This is a genomic window from Paracoccus sp. N5 (assembly GCF_000371965.1).
Taxonomy (GTDB): Bacteria; Pseudomonadota; Alphaproteobacteria; order Rhodobacterales; family Rhodobacteraceae; genus Paracoccus.
In genome coordinates, this window is sequence record NZ_AQUO01000001.1 from 120,813 (window position 1) to 145,324 (window position 24,512).

Sequence of the window (24,512 nt, forward strand, 5' to 3'; positions counted from 1 at the left end):
TAGGAAAATTCCCGGGTTTCTCAAGGGCAGGGCGGGAAAACCCGGCATGACTTCACCGGGATTTAAGAAGTTTGCGGCACAACGGGGCAAGGATCACAGGAACCTGCCGATGTTTTTGAGAAAAACCCCCGGACCGCGCACCGCGACCCTGCCCGACGGCAGCATCCTGACGCTGGCCGACCTGCCCTCGCCGCAGACCCGCTGGGTGGCCAGCCGCAAGGCCGCCGTCGTCGATGCCGTGCAATACGGGCTCTTGTCGCGCGAAGAGGCGATTCGCCGCTATGGCCTGACCGGAGAAGAGTTCGACGCCTGGATGCAGGCCTTTCGCCGCCATGGCCGCAACGCGCTGAAGATCACCCAGCTGCAGAAATTTCGACAACCAGAGGTTGAATAACATTTGCCGGTATCTTCGGTAACGTGATATTAACCTTTTGCGCGGAAATTTTACCAGTCAGATGGTTGGCAAGGGGACATATTATGCGAATTCTTCTGGTCGAGGATGATCCGACCACGGCGCGCAGCATCGAGCTGATGCTGACCCACGCAAGCTACAACGTCTATCGCACCGACATGGGCGAGGAGGGGATCGACCTTGCCAAGCTCTACGACTACGACCTGATCCTGCTGGACCTGGACCTGCCGGACATGCATGGCATGGAGGTGCTGCGCCAGATCCGCATGTCGCGCGTCGATACGCCGATCCTGATCCTGACCGGCTCGGACGATACCGAAAGCAAGCTGCGCGGCTTCGGTTTCGGGGCCGACGATTACATGACCAAACCCTTCAACCGCGACGAGCTGGTCGCGCGCATCCAGGCCATCATCCGCCGCTCCAAGGGGCACAGCCAGTCGGTGATCCGCACCGGCGAGATGGTGGTGAACCTGGACGCGCGCTCGGTCGAGGTGGGCGGGCGCCCGGTGAACCTGACCGGCAAGGAATACCAGATCCTGGAACTGCTCAGCCTGCGCAAGGGCACGACGCTGACCAAGGAGATGTTCCTGAACCATCTCTACGGCGGCATGGACGAGCCCGAGCTGAAGATCATCGACGTCTTCGTCTGCAAGCTGCGCAAGAAGCTGGCGGCGGCGATGAGCGGCGAAAGCCATATCGAGACCGTCTGGGGCAGGGGCTATGTCCTGCGCGACCCGGTGGCCGAGATACAGAACCCCGAGCGTCTGGCGCTGCGCGCCTGATCCGCGTGGCGTTACCGGCCTGAGCCCGGGTCGGGCGCTGGACAATCCGGCCCCGGCCCCGGTATCACCGTCTTTCGGACAGGCCCGGCGGGGCAGGCAGGCTGGCGGAGGGCGCGATGACCGCAGAGGACGAGAACCAGGCCGCGGGCAGGGCCGAATCGCCATCGCCGCAGCCGGTCGAGACGCTGGACCGGGCCGCGGCCCTGGCCGAGATCGCCGCGCTGACCGATGTCCTGGATCGCGCGAACCAGGCCTATCACCGCGACGACGCGCCCTTCATCAGCGACGCCGAGTATGATGAAAAGAAGCGCCGCCTGCTGGAGATCGAGACCCGTTTCCCCGAGCTTGCCGCGACAGCCAGCCCTTCGGCCCAGGTTGGCGCCGCGCCGGATGGCCGTTTCGCCAAGGTTGTGCACCGGCTGCCGATGCTGTCGCTGGAAAACGGCTTTGCCGCCGATGACGTGCAGGCCTTCGTGCAGCGAGTGCGGTCGTTCCTGAACCTCGGCCCCGATGCCGCGCTGGAACTCACCGCCGAGCCCAAGATCGACGGCCTGTCCCTGTCGCTGCGTTACGAGGGCGGGCGGCTAGTCCAGGCCGCGACTCGCGGCGACGGCGCGGTGGGCGAGAACGTGACCGCCAATGCCCGCACCATCGCGGATATTCCGCAGGCGCTCGCCGGCAGCGATTTCCCCGAGGTGTTGGAGATCCGCGGCGAGGTCTATATGTCGCACGCGGATTTCGAGCGGCTGAACCAGACCGAAGGCGGCCGCGTCTTCGCCAACCCGCGCAATGCCGCCGCCGGCTCCTTGCGCCAGCTGGACCCGGCGATCACCGCCGCCCGGCCGCTGCGCTTCTTCGCCTATGCCTGGGGCGAGATCAGCGAGCCCCTGGCCGCGACCCAGTTCGAGGCGGTCCAGCGCCTCGCCGCGATGGGCTTCCAGATCAATCCGCTGACCCGGATCTGCCGTTCCGTCGCCGAGATGCTGGCCGCCTGGGCCGAGATCGAGCAGATGCGCGCCACGCTGGGCTATGACATCGACGGCGTGGTCTACAAGGTCAACGACCTCGGCTATCAGGCGCGGCTGGGCATGCGCTCGACCACGCCGCGATGGGCCTTGGCGCACAAGTTCCCGGCCGAGCGCGCCTGGACCCGGCTCGAATCCATCGACATCCAGGTCGGCCGCACCGGGGCGCTGAGCCCGGTCGCGCGGCTGACGCCGGTCACGGTGGGCGGGGTCGTGGTCTCGAACGCCACGCTGCATAACGAGGATTACATCGCCGGACGCGGCGCCGATGGCAGCGAGATCCGTGGCGGCAAGGACATCCGTATCGGCGACTGGGTCGAGGTCTATCGCGCCGGCGACGTGATCCCCAAGGTCGCGGACGTCGACCTGGCCAAGCGGCCGCCCGAGGCCGTGCCTTATGCCTTTCCCGACAGCTGCCCGGAATGCGGCTCGCCCGCGATCCGGGAAGAGGGCGACTCGGTGCGCCGCTGCACCGGCGGGCTGATCTGCCCGGCGCAGGCGGTGGAAAAGCTGCGCCATTTCGTCTCGCGCGCGGCCTTCGACATCGAGGGGCTGGGCGCCAAGCAGGTCGAACTGTTCTATCGCCTGGGCTGGATCGCCGAGCCCGCGGATATCTTTACCCTGGCCCGGCGCGACGCCGAGGGCGCCAAGATGCGGGCGGATAGCCGCGGCGATGCGGATGAGGAACTGCTGCTTTCGCTTGGCATCGACCGGCTGCATCTTTCGGGTGGCGCCGCGGCGGCCCTGGCCCGGTTGTCGGCCACGCGTCTCGCCGAGATCAAGGGCTGGGGCGAGAAAAGCGCCGCGAGCCTGTTCCAGGCCATCGAGAAGCGGCGCGAGATCCCGCTCTCGCGGCTGCTTTTCGCGCTTGGCATCCGCCATGTCGGCGAGGTTGCGGCCCAGGACCTGGCGCGGCATTACGGCAGCTGGCAGGCGCTCGAAACGGCGCTGGACCTGTCGCGCCCCGCCGCGCTGGCCCATCGCGGGGCCGATGAGGCCGCCCAAGCCGAACGCGCCGCCGCCCAGGCCGAAAACCGCCGCGCCCGCATTGCCGAGACCCGGGCCGCGATGCTGGCCGATGCCGAACTGTCGCCGGAAAGCGCCGCGGCCTGGTCCGACCTGATCGCCGCCGATGGCGTCGGCCCGACGCTTGCCATGTCGCTGTCGGACGCCTTTGCCAACCCCGCCGAACGCGCCGCCATCGACCGGCTGGCGGCTTTCCTGACGGTGCTGCCGCCCGAGGCGCGCGCCACCGACAGCGAGATCACCGGCAAGACGCTGGTCTTTACCGGCACGCTGGAGAAGATGACCCGCGCCGAGGCCAAGGCCCGCGCCGAGGCGCTTGGCGCCCATGTCGCGGGTTCGGTCTCGGCCCGGACCGACCTGCTGATCGCCGGCCCGGGCGCGGGATCGAAGGCCAGGAAGGCCGCCGAACTGGGCATCAAGGTCATCGACGAGGACGAATGGCTGGCGATCGCGCAGCGGTGAAGCCCGGCCGGCCCGAGGCGCTGTTTCCCCTGTTCGCGGGCGTCGAGACCCTGCCCGGGGTCGGCCCACGCGCCGCCGAGAGCTTTACCCAGATGGGCGCGACCCGGCTGCGCGACCTGGTGCTGACCCTGCCGCATTCCGGCATCCGCCGCCGCCGCATCGCCCGGCTGGCCGAGGCCCGGCCACCCGAGATCGTCACCTTGCTGATCCGGGTCGAGCGTCACAGCCCGCCCACCGCCAAGGGCCGGCCGTGGCGGGTGCATTGCTCGGACGGCTACAGCGATCTGCAGCTGGTGTTCTTCCATGCCCGCAAGGACTGGATCGAGCCCCAGTTGCCCGCGGGCGCGCGCCGGCTGGTCTCGGGCAAGATCGAGCTGTTCGACGGCATGGCGCAGATGGTGCATCCCGACCATATCGGCCCCGAGGACGGCCCGCCTCTGCCGGAGTTCGAGCCGGTCTATCCGCTCTCCGGCCGGCTGACGCAGGGGGTGGTGCAGAAGGCGGTGCGCGGCGCGCTGGCGAAACTGCCGGCGGCCGGGGAATGGATCGACCCGGGCCTGCTTGCGCGCGAGGGCTGGCCGGACTGGCATGGCGCCCTGGCGCAGGCCCATGCGCCCTCGGGCCCCGAGGGGCTGTCGCCGACCGATCCGGCGCGGGCGCGGCTGGCCTATGACGAGCTTTTCGCGCATCAGTTGACGCTGGCGCTCTTGCGCCGCGACCGCCGCCGGCAAGCGGGGCTGGCGACGCAGGGCGACGGCCGCTTGCGCGAGCGGGTGCTGGCCGGTCTACCCTGGCCGCCGACCGGGGCGCAGCGCCGCGCGGTCGACGAGATCGCCGGCGACATGGCCGCGCCGCGGCGGATGAACCGGCTGTTGCAGGGCGATGTCGGGGCCGGCAAGACCCTGGTCGCCTTTCTCGCGCTGCTGGTCGCGGTCGAGGCGGGCGGGCAGGGCGTGCTGATGGCGCCGACCGAGATCCTGGCGCGCCAGCATTTCCGCGCGCTGGAGCCGTTGGCCCGGTTGGCCGGGATCCGGCTGGAGGTGCTGACCGGCCGCGACAAGGGCGATGCGCGGGCGAATATCCTGGCCAATCTGGCCATGGGCCGCATCGACATCCTGGTCGGCACCCATGCCGTGATCCAGAAGTCGGTCGAGTTCCACGACCTGCGGCTGGCGATCATCGACGAGCAGCATCGCTTCGGCGTCAACCAGCGCATGGAACTGGGCCAGAAGGGCAGCCACCTGCCGCCCGACATGCTGGTGATGACGGCGACGCCGATCCCGCGCTCGCTGGCACTGGCGCAATTCGGCGACATGGACCTGTCGGTGCTGGACGAAAAGCCGGCCGGGCGCCAGCCGGTGCGCACCACGGTGGTGCCGGACAGCCGCATGGCCGAGGTTCTGGCGCATCTGGACCGCGCCCTGCAGGGCGGCGCGCGGGCCTATTGGGTCTGCCCGCTGGTCGAGGAAAGCGAGGCCGTGGACCTGACCGCCGCCGAGGCCCGCTTCCAGGAGCTGCGCGCCCGCTTCGGTGCCGATGTGCGCATGGTCCACGGCCAGATGCCGGCCGAGGAACGCGACGCCGCCATGGAGGATTTCGCCGCCGGCCGGGCGCGCATCCTGGTCGCGACCACGGTGATCGAGGTCGGCGTCGACGTGCCCGAGGCGACGATCATGGTCATCGAACGTGCCGAGAGCTTCGGCCTGGCACAGCTGCACCAGCTGCGCGGCCGGGTCGGACGCGGCAGCGGGGCCTCGAGCTGCCTGCTGATGTATCACGAACCGCTGTCCGAGACCGGCCGCCGCCGCCTCGGCATCCTGCGCGAGACCGAGGACGGGTTCCGCATTGCCGAGGAGGATCTGGCGATGCGCGGTGCGGGCGACGTGATCGGCACCGCGCAATCCGGCCTGCCGCGGTTCCGCATCGCCGACCTGGAGCGGCAAGGCGCGCTGATGGCGCTGGCGCGTAAGGATGCGCAGGCCTTCCTGGAGCGCGACCCCGGTATGGAAAGCCCGCGCGGCCAGGCGATTCGCCTGCTTTTGTGGCTGATGGAGCAGGACCGCGCGGTGCGGCTGATCACCGCCGGCTAGGCATGATCGCGGATGTTCTTAAAAAGTTCTTTACTTTGTTCCGCATTGATGAGAACAAAGTATAAACAAACCGTGGAGAACGCCTATGACCCGCGAATCCCTGTCTGATCTTCTGGGCACTGTCGCCATTTCCGTGACGGCCATCATCCTGTTTTCGCTGCCCTCGATCCTGGCAGCCTGATCCTCACTGCCCCGCGCTGATGGCGGCCCCTTCGCCTGGGTGCCGCGATTTCCCCCGGACGATCATGCGCGCAACTGGCCGGCCCCGCGAAGGGCCGGCTTTTTCATGCGGCGGCGTTGCCGCGGCTTGCGCGGTCGCGATGCCTCCGGCGGGGGTATTTGGAAAACGGAGAAAGCCTCAGCTGGGCGAGGCGTCGATGGCGCCGAGCAGCGCCTCCCACGCGAGCAGGATCGAGGCGTGGCGGTTCGGGAATTCGCGCGCGGGCAGCAGCGCCTCGAGTTCCTCGAAGGGGGCCGAGGGAGCGGGGCCGTCCTGTTTCAGCATGGCTTGCAACTCGTCGCGGGCGCGGGCGATCTCGGCGCGTGAGCGGCCGAGAACGTTGCGGCCAAGCACGCCGGCCGAGGCCTGGCCCAGGGCGCAGGCGCGCACCTCTTGTCCGAAATCGGCGACGCGGCCGTCCTGCACCACCACATGCGCCGTGACCGACGAGCCGCATTGCGGCGAGCGCTTGTGCGCGCTGCCGGTCGGCGCGGCCAGCTTGCCGAGATGCGGGATGTCCGAGGCCAGCGCGAGGATGCGCCGCGAGTAGAGCTGCATCAGGTCGCTGTCGGACATGGTCTTTTCCCTTGCTGCCGTCGGGTCTAGATAGGCATCGCCAAGCCGAAAGGAAAGCCGATGTTCGATCCCGCCAGCCTGAAATACGATGCGAACGGGCTGATCCCCGCCATCGCCCAGGATCATCGCAGCGGCGAGGTGCTGATGATGGCCTGGATGAATGCCGAATCCGTCGCGAAAACGCTTGAGGATAGTCGCGTAACCTATTGGTCTCGCTCGCGTCAGGCCTTCTGGACCAAGGGCGAAAGCTCGGGCCATGTCCAGAGGCTGGTCGAGTTGCGGGTGGATTGCGACCGCGACTGCCTGCTCTTGCTGGTCGAGCAGACCGGCCCGGCCTGCCACACCAATCGGCGGTCCTGCTTCTATACCGCCGTGCGGGATGCGACCGAGGTGGTGATCATGGCGCCCTCAGAGGCCTAGCATGCGGCGGATGTCCTCCGGCGTCGCGCCCTCGGCCCGGTAGAGGCGCAGGGCGCGGGCGTCGTCGCGCTTGGCGAGCCGCTTGCCGCTGGCGTCGCGGATCAGGCGGTGGTGGTGATAGCGCGGGGTCGGAAGTTCCAGCAGTTTCTGAAGAAGGACGTGGATCCATGTGGAATCCAACAGATCCTTGCCGCGGGTGACCAGGGTGATACCCTGCGCGGCATCGTCCACCACCACCGAGAGGTGATAGCTGGTGCCCATGCCGCGCCGGGCCAGGACGACATCGCCGACGCCGCTGATGAAATCCTCGGCCGTCAGGCGGTGCGGGACGCCGGGGGCGATGTTTTCATCCTCGAAGGCGATCTCGCCTGCGCCAAGATGGGCGAAAGCGGCCGCGGCATTCAGGCGGATCGCGTCCTCGGGGCCGGTCTCGGCCATGCTACGGTGGCGGCAGGTGCCTGGATAGACCGGGCCGTCGGGACCGATCACGCTCTCCTGCGGGGCCGAAAGGGCGGCGCGGATGTCGGCGCGACGGCATTGGCAGGGATAGGTCAGGCCAAGCGCCGCCAGCCGGTCCAGTGCGGCCTGATAGGCGGGCAGGCGCCGGGATTGACGCATCGCCGGCAGGGGCCAGTCGAGGCCCAGCCAATGCAGATCCTCGGCGATCATCGTCTCGTATTCCGGGCGGCAACGGCTTTGGTCGATGTCCTCGATCCGCAGCAGGAAGCGCCCGGGGTCGGCCAGCCGCGCGGCGGTCAGGGCGGCGAAGGCATGGCCCAGATGCAGCGGCCCGGTCGGCGAAGGCGCGAAGCGGGTTACTGTTCCGCCAGCCATGCCTGGAAATCCGCCTTGGCGCGGTCGGTATAGGCCGGGTAGCGGTCCTTGCGCCCCTTGCGGCCGCCGCGCATCGCATCCAGCGGCGGGTAGAGGCCGAAGTTCACGTTCATCGGCTGGAAGGTCCTGGCATCGGCGCCGCCGGTGATGTGATGGACCAGCGCGCCCATCGAACTGGTGGCGGGCGGCGGCGGCAGGTCGCGCCCCAGCGCCTCGGCCGCGGCCATGCGGCCCGCCAGCAGGCCCATGGCGGCGGATTCGACATAGCCCTCGACGCCCGTCACCTGGCCGGCGAAGCGCAGGTTCGGGCGGGCGCGCAGCCGCAGCCGGTCGTCGATCAGCCGCGGCGAATTCAGGAAGGTGTTGCGGTGGATGCCGCCCAGCCGGGCGAAACCGGCATTTTGCAAGCCGGGAATGCGCCGGAAAACATCCACTTGCGCGCCATATTTCATCTTGGTCTGGAAGCCGACGATATTGTAGAGCGTGCCGAGCGCATTGTCGCGGCGCAGCTGCACCACCGCATAGGGCTTTTCCGCCGGGTTATGGGCATTGGTCAGGCCGACCGGCTTCATCGGGCCGTGGCGCAGGGTTTCGCGGCCGCGCTCGGCCATGACCTCGATCGGCAGGCAGCCGTCGAAATACCCGGCGGTCTCGCCCTCGTGGAACTCGGCCTTGTCCGCCGCCAGCAGCGCGTCGATGAAGCCTTCGTAATCCGCGCGCGTCATCGGGCAGTTGATATAGGCCGTGCGCTCTTCCTCGGTCTCACCCTTGTCATAGCGGCTTTGCCGCCAGCAGATCCCCATGTCGATGCTCTCGGCATGGACGATGGGGGCGATGGCGTCGAAGAAGGCCAGCGCGCCCTCGCCGGTGGCTTGCAGGATCGACTGGCCGAGGGCGGGCGAGGTCAGGGGGCCGGTGGCGACGATCCAGCGGCCTTCGGTCGGCAGGTCGGCGATCTCGCCCGGGGCGAAGCCGACCAGCGGCTCGTCCCACAGAGCCTGGGTCACGGCGGCGGAAAAGGCGTCGCGGTCCACGGCCAGCGCGCCGCCGGCGGGCAGGCGGTGGCGGTCGGCCATGGCCATGATCAGCCCGCCGGCCGCGCGCATTTCCCAATGCAATTGCCCGACCGCGTTCATCTGGTCGTCGTCCGAGCGGAAACTGTTCGAGCAGACCATCTCGGCGCAATCGCCGGTGCGATGGGCGAAGGTCGCGACCTGCGGCCGCATCTCGTGCAGCACCACCGGCACGCCGGCGCGGGCGATCTGCCAGGCGGCCTCGGAGCCGGCCAGCCCCGCGCCGATGATATGGATCGGTTCCATGCGTTTCCCCTTCGCGTCAGGCGCGATGTCCTAGCAATCGCCGGGCGTCTGGGCAAGAGAAAGGGCGGCGCCCGCAGAGGGGTGCCGCCCGATGTGATCCGCAGCTCAGGCCGGCGATCAGGCCTCGGCGGCCTCGCCTTCAGCGGCTTCCTCGTTATCGGCCGAACGCAGGCCCGAGGGCGCGGCGATATTGGCGATCACGAAGTTGCGGTCGAGGGTCGGCTTCACGCCGGCCGGCAGGACCACGTCCTCGATGTGGATGGTGTCGCCGATCTGCTTGCCGGTCAGGTCCACGGTGATCTGCTCGGGGATGTCCGAGGCGGTCACGACCAGCTCGACCTCGGGGCGCACCACGACCAGCGTGCCGCCGCGCTTGAGGCCGGGGGCGGCGTCGTGATTTTCGAAGTTCACGTGGATGAACAGGTTCACCCGGGTGTTGCGGTGCAGGCGCATGAAGTCGATATGCGTCGGCAGGTCCTTGACCACGTCGCGCTGGACGCCGCGGCAGACGACGCGCACGTCTTCCTGGCCGTCGATCTTCAGGTTCCACAGCGTGGACAGGAAGCGACCGGCGCGCAGCTTGGTCAGCAGCGAGTTGAATTCGATTTGGATCGGCTGCGGGTCTTTCCCGTCGCCATAAACGATGCCGGGCACCTTGCCTTCGCGGCGAGCTTGGCGGGCGGCCCCCTTGCCTGTCCCCGCGCGTGCCTCGGCCACCAGATCCGGGATCTCTTTGGCCATGATGGTATTCCTTTGCTAAGCGTTCGCGGCCATCCTCCAAGGGTGCATGGCCGAAGCCGCGCCTATATCCCGAACGGGGCGCGATGTGAAGCAGGAAAAGTGATCGCCATAAGCGGGAATTCGCTTGCCACAGCGCATCCGAAGCCTCATGCATCGCCAGAGGTGCCCGGGGCGTTTCAAAATTGCATCGTATTCATTCTCTCGACTATCTCAAGCTGGGTCTGGCCGTGCTGGTGGCCTTTGCCCATACCTACTGGCTGCAGACCAACATGACGCCGCGGCTGTTCCTGATCGGCAACGGGCTGATGCGGGTCATGGTGCCGGTCTTCTGCATCGTCGCGGGCTATTTCCTTTACTCGGCGGTGGCGCGCGGCAAGGGCGTCAAGTGGCTGTGGCGGGTGCTGGCGCTCTACCTGTTCTGGATGGCGGTCTATTTCCCGTTCTGGCTGAACGAGATCCACGGCCTGGCCTCGCTGGTCAAGGAGCTGCTCTGGGGCTATTTCCACCTGTGGTTCATGGCCGGGATCCTGGTCGCCGGGGCGCTGGTGCTGGTCCTGCGCGGCCTGGGCCGGGTGCTGGCGCCGGCCTATGAATACCGCATCCTGCTGGGCGCCGCGCTGGTCTGCGCCGTGATCGGCGTGACGCTGCAATACATGGCGCTGTCGGGCGTGGCGCAGATCGGGGTGAAGAAGTTCTCGAACGGGCTCTTCATGTGCTTCCCCTTCGTCACCATCGGCTATCTCTGCGGCCGGCGGGTGGCGCGGCTGGGAACCCTGGGGCTGCCGCCGCGCTGGCTGGTGCTGTCGCTGACCATCGGCGGGCTCGGGCTTTTGATGATCGAGGCCTGGCTGGTGCAGGCGCGCTGGAGCGACGACGTGATGCTGGACATCCCGGCCAGTTCCTATATCGCGGCGCCGGCGCTGTTCATCGCCACGCTGGGCACGCCGCTGCCGGCGCCGCCGGTCCGGCTGGATCCGATCTCGGCCGGGATCTATTTCATGCATGTGCTGGCGCTGCATCTCGCGCATGCGCTGGGATTCACGCATCTCATGGACCTGATGCTGTTCGCGGTCGGGCTGCCGACGCTGGTGGCGCTGCTGTTGCAGCGCCTGCCGATCCCGGGCTTCGGCAAGCCGGCCCATCGCCATCACGACCACGGCCAGGACACCGCACAGCCCTGAGATGCGGGGGCGTCACGCCCAGGGTGTCAGGAAATCCGGCGGCAACAGCAGGTTGTGGCGGCCGAGGTTCCTGACATCGCGTTCGCCGCACAGCGCCATGGTAATGTCCAGCTCCTTGTGGATCACCTCCAGCGCCGCGGTGACGCCCGCCTGGCCCATGGCACCCAACCCGTAGATGAAGGCGCGGCCGATATAGGTCGCATGCGCCCCGAGCGCCAGTGCCTTCAGCACGTCCTGGCCCGAGCGGATGCCGCTGTCGAGATGGATCTCGACCTGGTCACCGACCGCCGCGACGATCTCGGGCAGCATGCGGATCGAACTCACCGCGCCGTCCAGCTGCCGGCCGCCGTGGTTGCTGACGATGATCGCATCGGCGCCGAAGCCGGCGGCCATGCGGGCGTCCTCGGGGTCGTTGATGCCCTTCAGGATCAGCTTGCCGCCCCAGAGGTCGCGGATGCGGGCGATCTTGTCCCAGTCGAGCTGCGGGTCGAATTGCTCGGCGGTCCAGCTCGACAGCGAGGAGGTGTCGCCGACGCCCTTGGCGTGACCGACGATATTGCCGAAGAAGCGGCGCCTGGTCTGCAGCATCTCGATGCCCCAGCGCCATTTCGTCGCCAGGTCCAGCATGACCGGCAGCGTCAGCTTGGGCGGGGCGGACAGGCCGTTCTTCAGATCCTTGTGGCGCTGGCCCAGGATCTGCAGGTCCAGCGTCAGCACCAGGGCCGAGCAGTTGGCGCGCTTGGCCCGCTCGATGATCGCCTCGAGGAATTCCTGGTCCCGCATGACGTAGAGCTGGAACCAGAACGGATGCGGCACCTCTTGCGCCACGTCCTCGAGCGAGCAGATCGACATGGTCGACAGCGTGAAGGGCACGCCGAAATCGCGCGCGGCGCGGGCGGCCTTGATCTCGCCGTCGGCGGATTGCATGCCGGTCAGCCCGACCGGCGCCAGCGCCACCGGCATGGCGACGTCCTGGCCGATCATGGTGCTGCGGGTGCTGCGGTTCGTCATGTCGACGGCGACGCGCTGGCGCAGCTTGATGCGCTGGAAGTCCGAGCAATTCTCGCGGAAGGTGCCCTCGGTATAGCTGCCGCTCTCGGCATAGTCGTAGAACATGCGCGGCACGCGCCGGCGATAGATCGCCTTAAGGTCGTCGATGCAGGTGATGACCGGCATGGGGCTTTCCTTATTCTGGTGCCGCGGGAGCGGCGCAATCGGGCTGATCCTCGGGGCAGGCGCCGTCCAGCGACCGCTGCGACAGCGCCTTGGCGCGGGCGCGCAGCGCGGCCGCGCGCCGGTCCAGCGCCGCGGCATCGGCGACGCTGCCGCCGCCACCACGGCCGGCCAGCGCGGCGCCGCGGGCGGCCAGCGCCCCGGTCGCGGCACCGGGGTCGCGCACGGCATCCGCGGCATGGCCGGGCAGGGCGGGCTGGGCCAGCACCTGCTCGGTCGGCATCAGCGCCGGATAGTCGCGCCCGTCCTCGCAACCCGCCAGCGCCGCCAGCGCCGCGATGCCGATGATGCCGGCCAGCCTCATGCCGTTTCCCCTGCTGTGTCGGGCCGCACCATAGGCCCGGCCGGGCCGCCGGGACAAGATGCGCTCTTTCCTTGCCGGGCGTCCCTGCCTAGAAGGCGTCATGGCACGCAGGCAGGGCTCCAGGGCAGAGATCACCGGACCGCTGGTCCGCGACGCGGCGCGCAGGCTGTTCGCGCGCCACGGCTATGCCGCCGTCTCGATGCGCCAGATCGCGGCCGAGGTCGGCCTGCAGGTCGGCGCGCTCTATGCCTATACGCCCGACAAGCAGGCGCTGCTGGCCGATCTCCTGCGCAGCCATATGGAGGAGCTGCTGGCCGCCTGGCAGGACGACCCGGCGCGCCCGGCGCTCGACCGGCTGCAGGCCTTTCTGCGCTTCCATATCCAGACCAGCCTGGAGCGGCCCGAGGCGGTATTCCTGTCCTACATGGAACTGCGCAATCTCGAGGCCGACAACCGCGCCGAGATCGCCGCCCTGCGCCGCCGCTACGAGGATGCGCTCGAGGCGATCCTGGTCGCCGGCATGGCCCAGGGCAGCATGCGCATCCCCGATTCGCGCCTGGCCACCATGGCGCTGATCGCCATGCTGACCGGCATCACCAACTGGTATCGCGAAGGCGGCCGCCTGGACCAGGACCGCGTCGCGGCGGTCTATTGGGAACTGGTCCGCGGCGCGGTCGGCGCCTGACCCGCGCCCAGGCCTTTTCCGTTTTCCAAATACCCCCGGGGGACGCCTCTGCGGCCCCACCGAGGGGCCGCAGAGGCGCGGGGGGCGGCGCCCCCCGGCCGCGGCGCCGCGCACAAGCCTGTTCAACCCCGGGTCAAGCCGGATATAAGACGGCATGAGCCTTCCGCCCCAGTTCCTCGACGAGATCCGCGCCCGCGTGCCTTTGTCGCGCGTGATCGGGCGCAAGGTGACCTGGGATCTGCGCCGCTCGAATCAGGCCAAGGGCGACTGGTGGGCGCCTTGCCCCTTCCACGGCGAAAAGACCGCCTCTTTCCACGTCGACGACCAGAAGGGCTTCTATTACTGCTTCGGCTGCCACGCGAAAGGCGACGCGCTGACCTTCCTGCGCGAGGCCGAGGGCATGGGCTTCCTGGAGGCGGTCGAGTTGCTCGCCTCCGAGGCCGGGTTGCAGATGCCCCAGCGCGACCCGCGCCAGGTGCAGCGCGCCGACCGGCGCAGCGCACTGGTCGAGGTCATGGAGCAGGCGGTGCGCTGGTTCCGCATGCAGCTGGGCATGGCCGCGGCCGAACAGGCGCGCGCCTACCTCGCCCGGCGCGGCCTCGACCCCGCCGCCTGCGAGCAATTCGGCATCGGCTTCGCCCCCGACCAGCGCCAAGGCCTGTTCAACGCCCTGCGCAGCAAGGGCGTCGCCGAGGCGCTGATCGTCGAGGCGGGACTCGCGGCCAGACCCGACGACGGCGGCGCGCCCTTCGACCGTTTCCGCGGCCGCATCATCTTTCCGATTCGCGACGGCCGCGGCCGCTGCATCGCCTTCGGCGGCCGGGCCATGGACCCGAATGCCCGCGCCAAATACCTGAACTCGCCCGAGACCGCGCTCTTCGACAAGGGCCGCAACCTCTACAACGCCGGTCCGGCACGGGCGGCGGTGGCCAAGGGCAAGCCGCTGGTGGTGGCCGAGGGCTACATGGACGTGATCGCCCTGGTCCGCGCGGGTTTCGAAGGCGCGGTGGCGCCGCTCGGCACCGCCATCACCGAGGACCAGCTGCGGCTGATGTGGCGCATCTCGCCCGAGCCGGTGATCGCGCTCGACGGCGACAGCGCGGGGTTGCGCGCGGCGATGCGGCTGATCGACCTGGCGCTGCCGATGACCGGGCCGGGCCAGGCGCTGCGCTTCGCCTTCCTGCCGCAGGGGCTGGACCCCGACGACCTGATCCGCGCCCGCGGCGCGGGGGCGATGGCCACCGTGCTGGAGGAGGCGCGGCCGCTGGTCGACCTGCTCTGGCGGCGCGAGACCGAGGGCCGGGTCTTCGACAGCCCCGAACGCCGCGCCGCGCTCGACAAGGCGCTTGGCGAGGCGGTGGCGCGGATCCCCGACAAGGACACGCGCGATCACTATTTCGCCACGCTGAAGAACCTGAAATGGGAGCTTTTCGGCAACCGCCGCCGCGATCCCGCCCAGCCGCGGCCCGCGCAGACCGGCTGGCAGCCGCGCGGCATGCGACCCGCGCTGCCGGTGGCGCCGGCGGCGCCGACCCGGGCCTCGCGCCTGTCCTCGCCCGAGGCCGGCGAGCACGAGGCCGAACTGCTGATCGAGGCCATGGTGCTGGCGATCTGCGCCACCCATCCCGACCTGATCGGCCCGGTCGAATCGCGGCTGGAGCGGCTGGAACCGCAGGACGCCGACCGTGCCGCGCTGATCCACGACCTGCTCTCGGGCAGCCAGTCCCAGGCCGGCCAGCGCGCCCTTGAATCGATCCTCGCCGAGCCCCATGTGAGGGCGGCCCCGGCGATTCTGCGTCCCCATGACGGCGATGCCGCCGCCGGCATCCTTGCCAATGCGCTCGACCGCATCGAGGCCCGCCGCGCCGCGCGCGAGGAAATCGCCCGCGCCGAGGCCGAGATCGAGGGTCTGGCCGACGAGGGGCTGACCTGGCGCATGGCGCAATCCGCCCGCGCCCGGCAGCAGGCGGACCACCCCTCGCTGGCCGATCTGTCGGACCTGGGCGAGGACAGCGACGCCTTCCGGGCCATCCTGGATGCGGCGCTGAAGAACGAGATCTGGCGCAAGCCGCGCCGCTGAAATGGCTCGGACGGGCCCGAATCGCCCGCTTCGAATCACCCCGGTCCGGGGCCGGCCGCAGGCTTTGATTCGCTTGCGACTCGCGCTAGAACCGACCGATAGCCGATCCCGATTCGCCGATTCGCGAATCACTGCCTCAAGGGAGCCAGCATGGCAGCCAACGACGACGACCAGAAGCCCGACACCAAGGACGACGATCATTCGCTGGATATGTCGCAGGCTGCGGTCAAGCGCATGATCGCCGAAGGGCGCGAGCGCGGCTTCATCACCTATGACCAGCTGAACGCCGTCCTGCCGCCCGAGCAGGTCAGCTCGGACCAGATCGAGGACGTCATGTCCATGCTGTCCGAGATGGACATCCGCGTGGTCGAAAGCGACGAGGACGCCGAGGAAGCCGAGACCGGCGGCGAGGTCGCGACCACCGGCTCGGGCTCGCGCGAGATCGCCGTCGCCACCGCCGAGACCGAAAAGCTGGACCGCACCGACGACCCGGTGCGCATGTATCTGCGCGAGATGGGCTCGGTCGAACTCTTGTCGCGCGAGGGCGAGATCGCCATCGCCAAGCGCATCGAGGCCGGCCGCAACACCATGATCGCGGGGCTCTGCGAAAGCCCGCTGACCTTCAAGGCCATCACCCTCTGGCGCCAGGAGCTTCTGGACGAGGACATCCTGCTGCGCGACGTGATCGACCTCGAGACCACCTTCGGCCGCTCGATGGACGAGGAGGGCGAAGAGGAAGAGGTGCTCGACACCGCCGCCGCCCCCGCCGTTTCCGGCAATGCCGGCGCCTCGGAGGAAGAGGAACTGGACGCCGACGGCAATCCCATCGGCCGCGACGACGAGGAAGAGGACGACGACGGCCAGAACCTGTCGCTGGCCGCGATGGAAGCCTCGCTGAAGCCCAAGGTGCTCGAGACGCTCGAGGCCATCGCCCAGGGCTATGAAGAGCTGGCGCATATGCAGGACAACCGCATGTCCGCCACGCTGAACGAGGACGGCACCTTCTCGGCCGCGCAGGAATCGGCCTATCAGTTGCTGCGCTCGCGCATCGTCGGGCTGGTCAACGAACTGCACCTGCACAATGCCCGGATCGAGGCGCTGGTCGACCAGATCTATGGCATCAACCGCCGCATCGTCACCATCGACTCAGGCATGGTGAAGCTGGCCGACGCCGCCCGCATCAACCGCCGCGAATTCATCGACGCCTATCGCGGCAGCGAACTGGACCCGACCTGGGTCGACCGCATGATGGAGCACAAGGGCCGCGGCTGGCAGGCGCTGTTCGAACGCTCGCGCGCCCAGGTCGAGCAGCTGCGCGGCGACATGGCCATGGTCGGCCAGCACGTCGGCGTCGACATCGAGGAGTTCCGCCGCATCGTCGCCCAGGTCCAGCGCGGCGAGAAGGAATCGCGCCAGGCCAAGAAGGAAATGGTCGAGGCGAACCTGCGCCTGGTGATCTCGATTGCCAAGAAATACACGAACAGGGGCCTGCAATTCCTTGATCTTATTCAGGAAGGCAATATCGGCCTGATGAAGGCCGTGGACAAGTTCGAGTATCGCCGCGGCTACAAGTTCTCGACCTATGCGACCTGGTGGATCCGGCAGGCGATCACCCGCAGCATCGCCGACCAGGCCCGCACCATCCGCATCCCGGTCCACATGATCGAGACGATCAACAAGCTGGTGCGCACCGGCCGCCAGATGCTGCACGAGATCGGCCGCGAGCCGACGCCCGAGGAACTGGCCGAAAAGCTGCAGATGCCGCTGGAAAAGGTCCGCAAGGTGATGAAGATCGCCAAGGAGCCGATCAGCCTCGAAACCCCGATCGGGGACGAGGAGGACAGCCAGCTTGGCGATTTCATCGAGGACAAGAATGCCGTGCTGCCGCTCGACAGCGCCATTCAGGAAAACCTCAAGGAAACCACCACCCGGGTGCTGGCGTCGCTGACCCCGCGCGAGGAGCGGGTGCTGCGGATGCGCTTCGGCATCGGCATGAACACCGACCACACGCTGGAAGAGGTCGGCCAGCAGTTCAGCGTCACCCGCGAGCGCATCCGCCAGATCGAGGCCAAGGCGCTGCGCAAGCTGAAGCACCCCTCGCGCTCGCGCAAACTGCGGTCCTTCCTGGACCAGTAGGGCGACGGCCTTCCTGTATCGCAGCCGGACCACGCTCGACGCGCGGTCCGGCACCTGCCGCGCGCCCCGCGCAATGCCGAACAGGGGCTGACCGGCTGTCTGCGCCATAAGGACGGCCGCTTCTGCCAATGGCTGGAAGGCCCGGCCGAGGCCTTGGCGTCGGTGCACTGATCGCGTCCGACCCGCGCCACGAGGGTGTCGAATACCTGTGGCGCGGCGAATTGCCCGAGCGGCAATTCGCCGGCTGGCACATGGGATCCGGCAGTTCCGAACCGGGCACGCTTTTCGACTGGATCAACGAGAGGGGTGTGCAGGCCGGCGACAGCGCGTTTCGCCGGCGGCCTGCTGGCCTTCATGCGCGCCGCGGCGGGTCCGGCGCCGGCCTGAGCCCTGGTGCGAAACCGCCCGTTAGCCGTGCTTCTCGATCCAGGCGACAAAGGCGTCGACGAAGCCGCCGAGGAATTTCGCCGTCGTCTCGTCGGTGACGCGGCCGTCGGCGGCATAGGCCTCGGGCTTCCACTGGATATAGGCCTCGGGCGCCGACATCATCACCATGCCGACGGCCAGCATGTCGGTCTTGAGCCGGGCCTGGCCCACGGCGGCGCCGATCACGCCGGGCGAGGCGCCGGTGACGGCGGCCGGCTTGCCCTTCCACGAATTCTCGCCATAGGGCCGGGTGCCCCAGTCCAGCGCGTTCTTGATCACGCCCGGATAGCTGCGGTTGTATTCCGGCGTGATCGCCAGCACCGCGTCGGAATGCTCGACCCGGTCCTTGAGCCGCAGCACCGGGACCGGCGGCTCGGCCCAGAGTTCCTCGTTGTAATGCGGCAGGTCGCCGATATGCAGCGGATGGAATTGCAGCCGGTCTCCGGCCAGGTTTTGCAGCGCGAGCATCAGCCTGTGATTGATCGACTCCTTGCGCAGCGAGCCGACGATGACGGCGACGGACTTGGCCATGCCTGATCTCCTTTGACGGTTTATGGCCAGAAGCTAGGCGCGGTGGCGGCCGGAGGAAAGACCCGTGCGGCTTGCAATCATGGGGAAAAAGGTGAACAGTCACGCCGGGCGCCCGCCGGGCGCGAAACAACGAGGCGCTTATGCCCGAGGACATGGCGGTGAAATTGCACGATTGGCTGGCGAATTCGGGCAACCTGCGCGCGGCTTTGGCGGTGGCGCTGGCCGCGCTGGTCCTGTGTCTTGTTCAGCTGTGGCGAACCCGGCGTTCGGCGCAGGCGTTCGCGGCGCGCGAATCGGCGCTGCTGGCGCGGCTGGAGGCCGAGGCCGCCCAGCTGCGCGACCAGCTGCTGGCCGCGAGCCGGCTGGAGACCCGGGCCGAGGGCCTGGGCCAGCGCATGCGCGAACTGGTCGAGGAACGCGACGCCCTGACCGACGCGCTGCATGGCGAGCGCCAGTCGGTCTCGCGGCTGGAGCGGATGCTGGCCGAGACGCGGCTTGCCGCCGAGAAGGACCGCGAGGCGGCCGAGCGCGATCTCGCCACCCTGCGCGAATTGCGCGAGGAGATGACCGGCCAGTTCCGGCTGATGGCGCATGAGACGCTGAAGACCCAGGGCAGCGAGATGCAAAAGGCGCATGGCGAGCAGCTTTCGGCGCTGCTGACGCCGTTCCGCGACCAGGTGCACCGCTTCCAGACCGAGCTTCAGGCCCGCAACAAGGCCACCGACGAGGAGCGGGCCCGGCTGCGCGAGCAGATCGAATATCTGCACAAGCGCTCGGAAGACATCTCGCGCGAGGCGGTGGCGCTGACCCGGGCGCTGAAGGGCGACAGCCAGAAGCGCGGCGCCTGGGGCGAGATGATCCTGGAGCGCATCCTCGAGGATTCGGGCCTGCTTTCCGGCACGCATTACCTGACCCAGACCAGCCATCGCGACGGCGACGGCAAGCTGTGGCGGCCGGACGTGATCGTGAAGCTGCCGCAGAAGAAGATCCTGGTGATCGACAGCAAGGTGTCGCTGAACGCCTATGAAGAGGCGGTGAATGCCGAGGACGGGCTGGTGCGCGAGGCGGCGCTGCGCCGCCATGTCGCCGCCATGCGCGGCCATGTCACCGGCCTCGCCGCCAAGGGCTACCAGGCGCTGGACGAGGGCGCGGTCGATTACGTGCTGATGTTCGTCCCGGTCGAGGGCGCCTTTTCCGAGGCGCTGCGGGTCGATCCCGACCTCGCGCGTTTCGCCATGGAGAACCGGGTCGGGCTGACCACGCCGACGACGCTGATGCTGACGCTGCGCACCGTCGATCACATCTGGACGGTCGAGCGCCGCGAATCGAACGCCATGCAGATCGCCGCCCGCGCCGGCCAGCTTTACGACAAGCTGCACGGTTTCGTCGGCGCCATCGAGGATGTCGGCACCGCGCTGGAGCGGGCGCAGAAAAGCCATGCCACCGCGCTCGACCGGCTGACGCGCGGGCCGGGCAATGTCATCCGCCAGGCCGAGATGCTGCGCGAACTCGGTGCCCGCACCCAGAAGCGGCTGGGGCTCGACCATGACGGTGCCAGGCTGGAAGCGCCCGACGAGGCGGCGGAGTAGGCTTTTGGGTATTTCTGAAACAGAGAAAGCCAGGCTGCGGCGGGATCCGGCCGGAGGGCGGAGATGAAGACGGTCCTGACCATCGCCACGCATGGCCCCGCCTGCCACGAGATCACGCGCGAGATCGCCGGCTGGCTGCGCCGGGCCGGCGCCGAGGAGGGGGTGCTGACGGTCTTTGTCCGCCATACTTCGTGTTCGCTGCTGATCCAGGAGAATGCCGACCCCGACGTGCAGCGCGACCTGCTGGGCTGGCTCGCCGCATCGCGCCGCCGGCCGATCATCCGTCGATGGCCTAGCTGACCCATCGCGCCGAGGGCCCCGACGACATGCCCGCGCATCTCAAGGCGGCGGTGCTGCCGGTCAGCCTGTCGATCCCGGTCGCGGACGGGCGCATGGCGCTTGGCACCTGGCAGGGCATCTATCTGGTCGAGCATCGCCGCGCCCCGCATCGCCGCGAGGTGCTGGTCAAGTTTCAGGCAGGCTGACGAAAGCTGTGGAGAACCGACCGAAAATTGCTTCCCCTTGATTGTTTGTTGTGAAAACCTGCGTAACAAACGGGCAAGCAACCGGGGCGGGGCATGGCTTCAGGAAACCGATCACAAGCGGCGCAGGGGCTGGGCCTGATCGCTCCGCCGCTGGGCTATGCGGTGCTGGTGCTGGCGGCGCCGCTCCTGACCATCCTGGCCTATTCCTTCTTCAAGGACGGCTACCTGACCGTCATCCGCGAATTCACGCTGGAGAATTACCGCGCCGTCTGGTCCGACCCGATCTTTCACAAGATCATGCTGCGCTCGCTGGGGGTGGCCGCGCTGGTGACGCTGGTGACGGTGGTGCTGGCCTTTCCGGTGGCCTATTTCCTGTCCTTCGCGGTCGATCCGCGCAAGAAGTCCATGTGGCTGTTCCTGATCACCATTCCCTTCTGGACCAGCTACCTGATCCGGGTTTTCCTGTGGAAGGTGATCCTGGGCTATAACGGCGTCATCAACTCGGGGCTGAAGACGCTGGGCATCATCGAGCAGCCGCTGACCTTCATCCTCTACAACGTGAATTCCATGGTGCTGACGCTGGCCCATACCTATGCGCCCTTCGCCATCCTGCCGATCTTCATCGCGCTGGAAAAGATCGACCGCTCGCTGCTGGAGGCCGGGCGCGACCTGGGCGAAAGCCGAGCGATGACCTTCTGGCGGGTGACGCTGCCCCTGGCCATGCCGGGGGTGGTGGCGGCGGCGCTGATCGTCTTCATCCCGACCATCGGCGACTATGTCACGCCCGCGCTGATCGGCGGCGGCAAGATCCCGATGATCGCCAACATGATCCAGAGCCAGATGCTGGACCAGGACAACCGTCCGATGGGCTCGGCCCTGGCGGTGACCGCCATGCTGATCGTCGCCGTGCTGTCGCTGGTCTTCGTGGCGCTAAACCGCCGCTTCCTGAAGGTGCGGCAATGAAGGGCGGGGGGCTGCGCGCCTATGCGATCGCCTACCTGCTGTTCCTCTATGCGCCGATCCTGCTGCTGCCGGTCTTCGCCTTCAACTCGGGCACCATCATCGCCTTTCCGCTGAAGGACTTCACCACGCAATGGTTCGCCCAGATGGCCGAGAACGCCTCGCTGCGCCGGGCGCTGGTGAATTCGCTGACCATCGCGGTCTGTTCCTCGGTCTTCGCCACCTGCCTCGGCATCTTCGCCGCCCGCGCCTCGACCCGCTTCGCGTTTCCGGCCAAGGGGCCGATCATGGGGCTGATCATGCTGCCGCTGGTGCTGCCCGAGATCATCGTCTCGATCTCGCTTCTGGTGGTGCTGCTCTCCATCGGGGTCAAGCTCAGCATCCTGACGGTCATGCTGGGCCATACGCTGATCTGCATGCCCTATGCCACGGTGATCCTGTCCACGGCCTTCAACTCGCTCGACCGCTCGCTGGAGGAGGCCGCCTATGACCTGGGCGAGACGCGATGGAGCGCCTTCCGGTTGGTGATCCTGCCCCTGGTCATGCCGGGGATCATCTCGTCGCTGCTGATGAGCTTCACCATCAGCCTGGACGAATTCATCATCGCCTTCTTCCTGGCCGGGAACGAGCCGACGCTGCCGACCTATATCTTCAGCCAGCTGCGCTTTCCGAAGCAGATCCCGATGATCATGGCGCTGGGGACGGTGCTGGTGGTGATGTCGATCCTGCTTCTGACCGTCGCAGAATATTTCCGCCGTCGCGGCATCGCGAAGACCGGCGCCAAGGACACGGGGGGCTTCCTTTGAGCCAGAGCCAGAAAACCACCGCCGCCCATCGCGCCGCCATGGCCGGGGCCAAGCCGATGATCGAATGCCGGCAGGTGCAGAAATACTATGGCGACTATCACGCGCTGCGCGGCATCGACCTGACCATCCGCGCGGGCGAGTTCTTTTCGCTGCTCGGCCCATCGGGCTGCGGCAAGACCACGCTTCTGCGCACCATCGCCGGCTTCGAGGATATTTCCTCGGGCGTGGTGCTGATCGACAGCCAGGACATGGAGGGGGTGCCGGCGAACCGCCGTCCCACGAACATGGTGTTCCAGTCCTATGCCATCTTCCCGCATCTGACCGTGGCCGAGAACGTGGGTTTCGGCCTGCGCCGCGACCCGCGTTCCAAGGCCGAAAAGGCCGCCGCGGTCGAGGAGGCTTTGGCCATGGTCGGGCTGAAAGGCTATGGCGCACGCGCCAGCCATGCGCTGTCCGGCGGGCAGCGGCAGCGGGTGGCGCTGGCGCGCGCGCTGATCCTGAAGCCCAAGGTGCTGCTGCTGGACGAGCCGCTTTCGGCCCTGGATCGCAAGATGCGCGAGCAGATGCAGGTCGAGCTCATCAAGCTGCAGCGCCAGGTCGGCATCACCTTCGTGCTGGTCACCCACGACCAGGAAGAGGCGCTGGTCATGTCCGACCGCATCGCGGTGATGTTCGAGGGCCAGATCGCCCAGCTCGACGGACCCGAGGCGCTTTACGCCCGCCCGACCAGCCGCCGGGTGGCGAATTTCATCGGCGTGATGAACTTCCTGCCGACGCGGGTGTTGGGCGAGACGCTTTCGGGGGTCGAGGTCGAGGTGCCCGGCCTCGGCCGGGTCGAGATCCCGGCGGCCAATGTCAGCCATGCCGATCCCGGCGACGATGGCCCCTCGGTCGGGTTCCGGCCCGAGGCGGTGTCGCTGGTTTCGGCCGGCGCGCCGGGCCAGGCCCGGGTTGCCGAGGGCGTGATCGACGAGGTCGTCTATTACGGCGACATGACCTATTACGACGTCCGGCTGGACGGTTCGGCCGGTTTCGACGGCCAGGCCCGGCCGATCCGCATCGCCATGCGCAACGTCTTTGGCCGCGAGGTGCAGGACGTGGGCACGCGCGCGAATGTGAGCTGGTCTCCGGGCTCGCTGGTGCTTTTCCGCTGAAACGCCCGACCCCGGCCGCGGCATTCCGCCGAGCCGGTTTGCGGCCCGGCGCCGCCCATGCCACAGTCTGCGCACAATGCAACAGACGGAGATCGAGATGATCGCACGTTCCGCAACATTCCGCGTGGCCCTGTTGTCGGCCCTGACCGTGGCCGGCCTGTCCGCCGGCGCCCTGGCGCAAGAGGCGGCGACCCCGGCCCCCGCTGCCACGGCCGAAGCCCCGGCCGCCGCCGCGCCGGCCCCTGCCGCGCAGGACAGCGGCGCCGCCTATGAAAGCGCCCGCAACCAGCTGGGCGTGCTGGGTTATTGCCAGGACAAGGGCTATATCGACGCCAAGGCGGTCGAGACCCAGACCAAGCTTCTGGCGATGATCCCGGCCGGCGATACCGCCAAGGGCGATGCGGCCGAGGCCAAGGGCAAGGAAGGCACCGTCTCGGCCATGGGGGTCGAGCGCACCCTGGCCGATGCCGCCAAGGAAAAGAACACCACCGAGGACGCGCTCTGCAAGCAGATGGACGCGCTCTTGCAACAGCTCGCCTCGCAAGTGCCGGCCTGACGCCGGTTTCGTGAACCGGGGTCCAGTCGCTCGGACCCCGGCTTGCGGCCGGTCCCGATCCGCGAGGGGCAGGGGCCGGCCGTCGACCGCTAGAGCGGCGGCAGCGTGGCTTGGGTCTTTTTCGGCAGCGCGCCGCGCACCAGCCGATAGGAATGGCGGATGCGATGCGCCAGCTCGTCCGGGGCCGAATCCAGCGGCAGGGCGACCCAGCTTGCATGCAGATAGGCCGCGCGTTCGGCGACGCCGGTCTCGATCAGGAAGCGCGCCGTCTCGGCGCTGTCGGTCTTGACCGAGACCAGACCGTTCGTGGCGCCGGTCACGGCAAAGCTCTTGCCGCCGATCTTCCAGCAATCATGGCCGCCGCCCCAAGGGTCCGACCACTCGGCCCCGGGCTGGGCGGCACAGATCTCGTTGACCAGTTCGCGGCTCATGGCGCGAGTGTCGCAGCCTCTCTTGGCAGAGGCAAGACAATGCGTTAA

22 protein-coding genes and 1 pseudogene are annotated in these 24,512 nt (G+C 68.3%); 15 read left to right on the top strand and 8 right to left on the bottom strand.

From position 1 onward, the window contains the following. Window positions 1-109: 109 nt before the first annotated feature. From PARN5_RS0100600 to recG, 4 genes are all read left to right on the top strand, one after another. Window positions 110-394 (top strand): DUF1153 domain-containing protein, encoded by a 285-nt coding sequence (locus PARN5_RS0100600; protein WP_017997862.1) that lies wholly within the window; start codon window positions 110-112, stop codon window positions 392-394. A gap of 83 nt (window positions 395-477) precedes the next feature. After that, the gene (locus tag PARN5_RS0100605; RefSeq protein ID WP_017997863.1) at window positions 478-1,194 is read left to right on the top strand and encodes a response regulator transcription factor; all 717 of its coding nucleotides are present in this window, start codon (window positions 478-480) and stop codon (window positions 1,192-1,194) included. Between the two features lie 116 nt (window positions 1,195-1,310). Further along, on the top strand, window positions 1,311-3,707 hold the full coding sequence (ligA, locus tag PARN5_RS0100610; RefSeq protein WP_017997864.1) for an NAD-dependent DNA ligase LigA: 2,397 nt from the start codon (window positions 1,311-1,313) through the stop codon (window positions 3,705-3,707). Then, a complete protein-coding gene (recG, locus tag PARN5_RS0100615; protein WP_017997865.1) occupies window positions 3,683-5,797 on the top strand; it encodes an ATP-dependent DNA helicase RecG in 2,115 nt (704 codons plus the stop codon). The genes ligA and recG overlap by 25 nt, the downstream gene beginning before the upstream one ends. Before the next feature lie 358 nt (window positions 5,798-6,155). On the opposite strand, the gene PARN5_RS0100625 is transcribed toward recG, so the two are convergent. Further along, complete coding sequence (locus PARN5_RS0100625) at window positions 6,156-6,593, bottom strand: iron-sulfur cluster assembly scaffold protein (RefSeq protein ID WP_017997866.1); 438 nt, start codon at window positions 6,591-6,593, stop codon at window positions 6,156-6,158. 60 nt (window positions 6,594-6,653) lie between these two features. Between PARN5_RS0100625 and hisI the strand changes: the two genes are divergently transcribed. Next, window positions 6,654-7,013 (top strand): phosphoribosyl-AMP cyclohydrolase, encoded by a 360-nt coding sequence (hisI, locus tag PARN5_RS0100630; RefSeq protein WP_017997867.1) that lies wholly within the window; start codon window positions 6,654-6,656, stop codon window positions 7,011-7,013. Here the strand turns inward: hisI and gluQRS are convergent. The 3 genes from gluQRS to PARN5_RS0100645 form a co-directional block, all read right to left on the bottom strand. Continuing rightward, window positions 7,002-7,847, bottom strand: coding sequence for a tRNA glutamyl-Q(34) synthetase GluQRS (gluQRS, locus tag PARN5_RS0100635; RefSeq protein WP_017997868.1), 846 nt, complete (start codon window positions 7,845-7,847; stop codon window positions 7,002-7,004). The genes hisI and gluQRS overlap by 12 nt on opposite strands. After that, on the bottom strand, window positions 7,829-9,166 hold the full coding sequence (gene trmFO / locus PARN5_RS0100640) for a methylenetetrahydrofolate--tRNA-(uracil(54)-C(5))-methyltransferase (FADH(2)-oxidizing) TrmFO (protein WP_017997869.1): 1,338 nt from the start codon (window positions 9,164-9,166) through the stop codon (window positions 7,829-7,831). The genes gluQRS and trmFO overlap by 19 nt, the downstream gene beginning before the upstream one ends. A gap of 117 nt (window positions 9,167-9,283) precedes the next feature. After that, a complete protein-coding gene (locus PARN5_RS0100645; RefSeq protein ID WP_017997870.1) occupies window positions 9,284-9,907 on the bottom strand; it encodes a 50S ribosomal protein L25/general stress protein Ctc in 624 nt (207 codons plus the stop codon). A gap of 182 nt (window positions 9,908-10,089) precedes the next feature. Here PARN5_RS0100645 and PARN5_RS0100650 point away from each other — a divergent pair, with 182 nt between their 5' ends. Next, window positions 10,090-11,088 carry an acyltransferase family protein gene (locus PARN5_RS0100650; RefSeq protein ID WP_157403888.1) on the top strand — a complete coding sequence of 333 codons (999 nt, stop codon included), beginning with the start codon at window positions 10,090-10,092 and terminating at the stop codon, window positions 11,086-11,088. Between the two features lie 12 nt (window positions 11,089-11,100). Here the strand turns inward: PARN5_RS0100650 and PARN5_RS0100655 are convergent, their stop codons facing one another. Beyond that, the gene (locus PARN5_RS0100655; protein WP_017997872.1) at window positions 11,101-12,264 is read right to left on the bottom strand and encodes an alpha-hydroxy acid oxidase; all 1,164 of its coding nucleotides are present in this window, start codon (window positions 12,262-12,264) and stop codon (window positions 11,101-11,103) included. A gap of 10 nt (window positions 12,265-12,274) precedes the next feature. Next, window positions 12,275-12,625, bottom strand: a complete 351-nt coding sequence (locus PARN5_RS0100660; protein ID WP_017997873.1) for a hypothetical protein — start codon at window positions 12,623-12,625, stop codon at window positions 12,275-12,277. A gap of 100 nt (window positions 12,626-12,725) precedes the next feature. Between PARN5_RS0100660 and PARN5_RS0100665 the strand changes: the two genes are divergently transcribed. From PARN5_RS0100665 to rpoD, 3 genes are all read left to right on the top strand, one after another. Further along, window positions 12,726-13,310: a TetR/AcrR family transcriptional regulator gene (locus PARN5_RS0100665; RefSeq protein WP_017997874.1), complete on the top strand. Its 585-nt coding sequence runs from the start codon at window positions 12,726-12,728 to the stop codon at window positions 13,308-13,310. 154 nt (window positions 13,311-13,464) lie between these two features. Next, window positions 13,465-15,390 (top strand): DNA primase, encoded by a 1,926-nt coding sequence (gene dnaG / locus PARN5_RS0100670; protein WP_017997875.1) that lies wholly within the window; start codon window positions 13,465-13,467, stop codon window positions 15,388-15,390. 150 nt (window positions 15,391-15,540) lie between these two features. Next, window positions 15,541-17,526: an RNA polymerase sigma factor RpoD gene (gene rpoD, locus PARN5_RS0100675; protein ID WP_017997876.1), complete on the top strand. Its 1,986-nt coding sequence runs from the start codon at window positions 15,541-15,543 to the stop codon at window positions 17,524-17,526. A 408-nt stretch (window positions 17,527-17,934) separates the two neighbouring features. On the opposite strand, the gene PARN5_RS0100680 is transcribed toward rpoD, so the two are convergent. Then, window positions 17,935-18,483 carry an NAD(P)H-dependent oxidoreductase gene (locus tag PARN5_RS0100680; protein ID WP_017997877.1) on the bottom strand — a complete coding sequence of 183 codons (549 nt, stop codon included), beginning with the start codon at window positions 18,481-18,483 and terminating at the stop codon, window positions 17,935-17,937. Between the two features lie 140 nt (window positions 18,484-18,623). Between PARN5_RS0100680 and rmuC the strand changes: the two genes are divergently transcribed. The 6 genes and pseudogenes from rmuC (at window position 18,624) to PARN5_RS0100710 (ending at window position 24,033) form a co-directional block, all read left to right on the top strand. Beyond that, a complete protein-coding gene (gene rmuC, locus PARN5_RS0100685) occupies window positions 18,624-20,072 on the top strand; it encodes a DNA recombination protein RmuC (RefSeq protein WP_017997878.1) in 1,449 nt (482 codons plus the stop codon). A gap of 63 nt (window positions 20,073-20,135) precedes the next feature. Next, window positions 20,136-20,557 (top strand): annotated as a pseudogene (locus PARN5_RS21375) (secondary thiamine-phosphate synthase enzyme YjbQ). A 93-nt stretch (window positions 20,558-20,650) separates the two neighbouring features. Next, a complete protein-coding gene (locus PARN5_RS0100695; RefSeq protein WP_017997880.1) occupies window positions 20,651-21,520 on the top strand; it encodes an ABC transporter permease in 870 nt (289 codons plus the stop codon). Next, entirely contained in the window at window positions 21,517-22,323 is an 807-nt protein-coding gene (locus PARN5_RS0100700) for an ABC transporter permease (RefSeq protein ID WP_017997881.1), read from the top strand. The genes PARN5_RS0100695 and PARN5_RS0100700 overlap by 4 nt, the downstream gene beginning before the upstream one ends. Window positions 22,324-22,379: 56 nt before the next feature. Next, on the top strand, window positions 22,380-23,477 hold the full coding sequence (locus tag PARN5_RS0100705; protein ID WP_198289594.1) for an ABC transporter ATP-binding protein: 1,098 nt from the start codon (window positions 22,380-22,382) through the stop codon (window positions 23,475-23,477). A gap of 97 nt (window positions 23,478-23,574) precedes the next feature. Further along, window positions 23,575-24,033 carry a pore-forming ESAT-6 family protein gene (locus tag PARN5_RS0100710; RefSeq protein WP_036744635.1) on the top strand — a complete coding sequence of 153 codons (459 nt, stop codon included), beginning with the start codon at window positions 23,575-23,577 and terminating at the stop codon, window positions 24,031-24,033. An 89-nt stretch (window positions 24,034-24,122) separates the two neighbouring features. Here the strand turns inward: PARN5_RS0100710 and PARN5_RS0100715 are convergent, their stop codons facing one another. After that, window positions 24,123-24,464, bottom strand: coding sequence for an MmcQ/YjbR family DNA-binding protein (locus tag PARN5_RS0100715; RefSeq protein WP_017997884.1), 342 nt, complete (start codon window positions 24,462-24,464; stop codon window positions 24,123-24,125). Window positions 24,465-24,512 lie beyond the last annotated feature (48 nt).

What these genes read in the sequence shown, in the direction of transcription:
- PARN5_RS0100710 (WP_036744635.1), top strand. Translation starts at nt 23,575, where the DNA reads ATGATCGCACGTTCCGCAACATTCCGCGTGGCCCTGTTGTCGGCCCTG.
- PARN5_RS0100660 (WP_017997873.1), bottom strand. Translation starts at nt 12,625, where the DNA reads ATGAGGCTGGCCGGCATCATCGGCATCGCGGCGCTGGCGGCGCTGGCG.
- hisI (WP_017997867.1), top strand. Translation starts at nt 6,654, where the DNA reads ATGTTCGATCCCGCCAGCCTGAAATACGATGCGAACGGGCTGATCCCC.
- PARN5_RS0100645 (WP_017997870.1), bottom strand. Translation starts at nt 9,907, where the DNA reads ATGGCCAAAGAGATCCCGGATCTGGTGGCCGAGGCACGCGCGGGGACA.
- PARN5_RS0100605 (WP_017997863.1), top strand. Translation starts at nt 478, where the DNA reads ATGCGAATTCTTCTGGTCGAGGATGATCCGACCACGGCGCGCAGCATC.
- PARN5_RS0100705 (WP_198289594.1), top strand. Translation starts at nt 22,380, where the DNA reads ATGATCGAATGCCGGCAGGTGCAGAAATACTATGGCGACTATCACGCG.
- recG (WP_017997865.1), top strand. Translation starts at nt 3,683, where the DNA reads ATGGCTGGCGATCGCGCAGCGGTGAAGCCCGGCCGGCCCGAGGCGCTG.
- gluQRS (WP_017997868.1), bottom strand. Translation starts at nt 7,847, where the DNA reads ATGGCTGGCGGAACAGTAACCCGCTTCGCGCCTTCGCCGACCGGGCCG.
- ligA (WP_017997864.1), top strand. Translation starts at nt 1,311, where the DNA reads ATGACCGCAGAGGACGAGAACCAGGCCGCGGGCAGGGCCGAATCGCCA.
- PARN5_RS0100680 (WP_017997877.1), bottom strand. Translation starts at nt 18,483, where the DNA reads ATGGCCAAGTCCGTCGCCGTCATCGTCGGCTCGCTGCGCAAGGAGTCG.
- PARN5_RS0100665 (WP_017997874.1), top strand. Translation starts at nt 12,726, where the DNA reads ATGGCACGCAGGCAGGGCTCCAGGGCAGAGATCACCGGACCGCTGGTC.
- rpoD (WP_017997876.1), top strand. Translation starts at nt 15,541, where the DNA reads ATGGCAGCCAACGACGACGACCAGAAGCCCGACACCAAGGACGACGAT.
- PARN5_RS0100715 (WP_017997884.1), bottom strand. Translation starts at nt 24,464, where the DNA reads ATGAGCCGCGAACTGGTCAACGAGATCTGTGCCGCCCAGCCCGGGGCC.
- PARN5_RS0100600 (WP_017997862.1), top strand. Translation starts at nt 110, where the DNA reads ATGTTTTTGAGAAAAACCCCCGGACCGCGCACCGCGACCCTGCCCGAC.
- rmuC (WP_017997878.1), top strand. Translation starts at nt 18,624, where the DNA reads ATGCCCGAGGACATGGCGGTGAAATTGCACGATTGGCTGGCGAATTCG.
- trmFO (WP_017997869.1), bottom strand. Translation starts at nt 9,166, where the DNA reads ATGGAACCGATCCATATCATCGGCGCGGGGCTGGCCGGCTCCGAGGCC.
- PARN5_RS0100625 (WP_017997866.1), bottom strand. Translation starts at nt 6,593, where the DNA reads ATGTCCGACAGCGACCTGATGCAGCTCTACTCGCGGCGCATCCTCGCG.
- PARN5_RS0100655 (WP_017997872.1), bottom strand. Translation starts at nt 12,264, where the DNA reads ATGCCGGTCATCACCTGCATCGACGACCTTAAGGCGATCTATCGCCGG.
- dnaG (WP_017997875.1), top strand. Translation starts at nt 13,465, where the DNA reads ATGAGCCTTCCGCCCCAGTTCCTCGACGAGATCCGCGCCCGCGTGCCT.
- PARN5_RS0100695 (WP_017997880.1), top strand. Translation starts at nt 20,651, where the DNA reads ATGGCTTCAGGAAACCGATCACAAGCGGCGCAGGGGCTGGGCCTGATC.
- PARN5_RS0100700 (WP_017997881.1), top strand. Translation starts at nt 21,517, where the DNA reads ATGAAGGGCGGGGGGCTGCGCGCCTATGCGATCGCCTACCTGCTGTTC.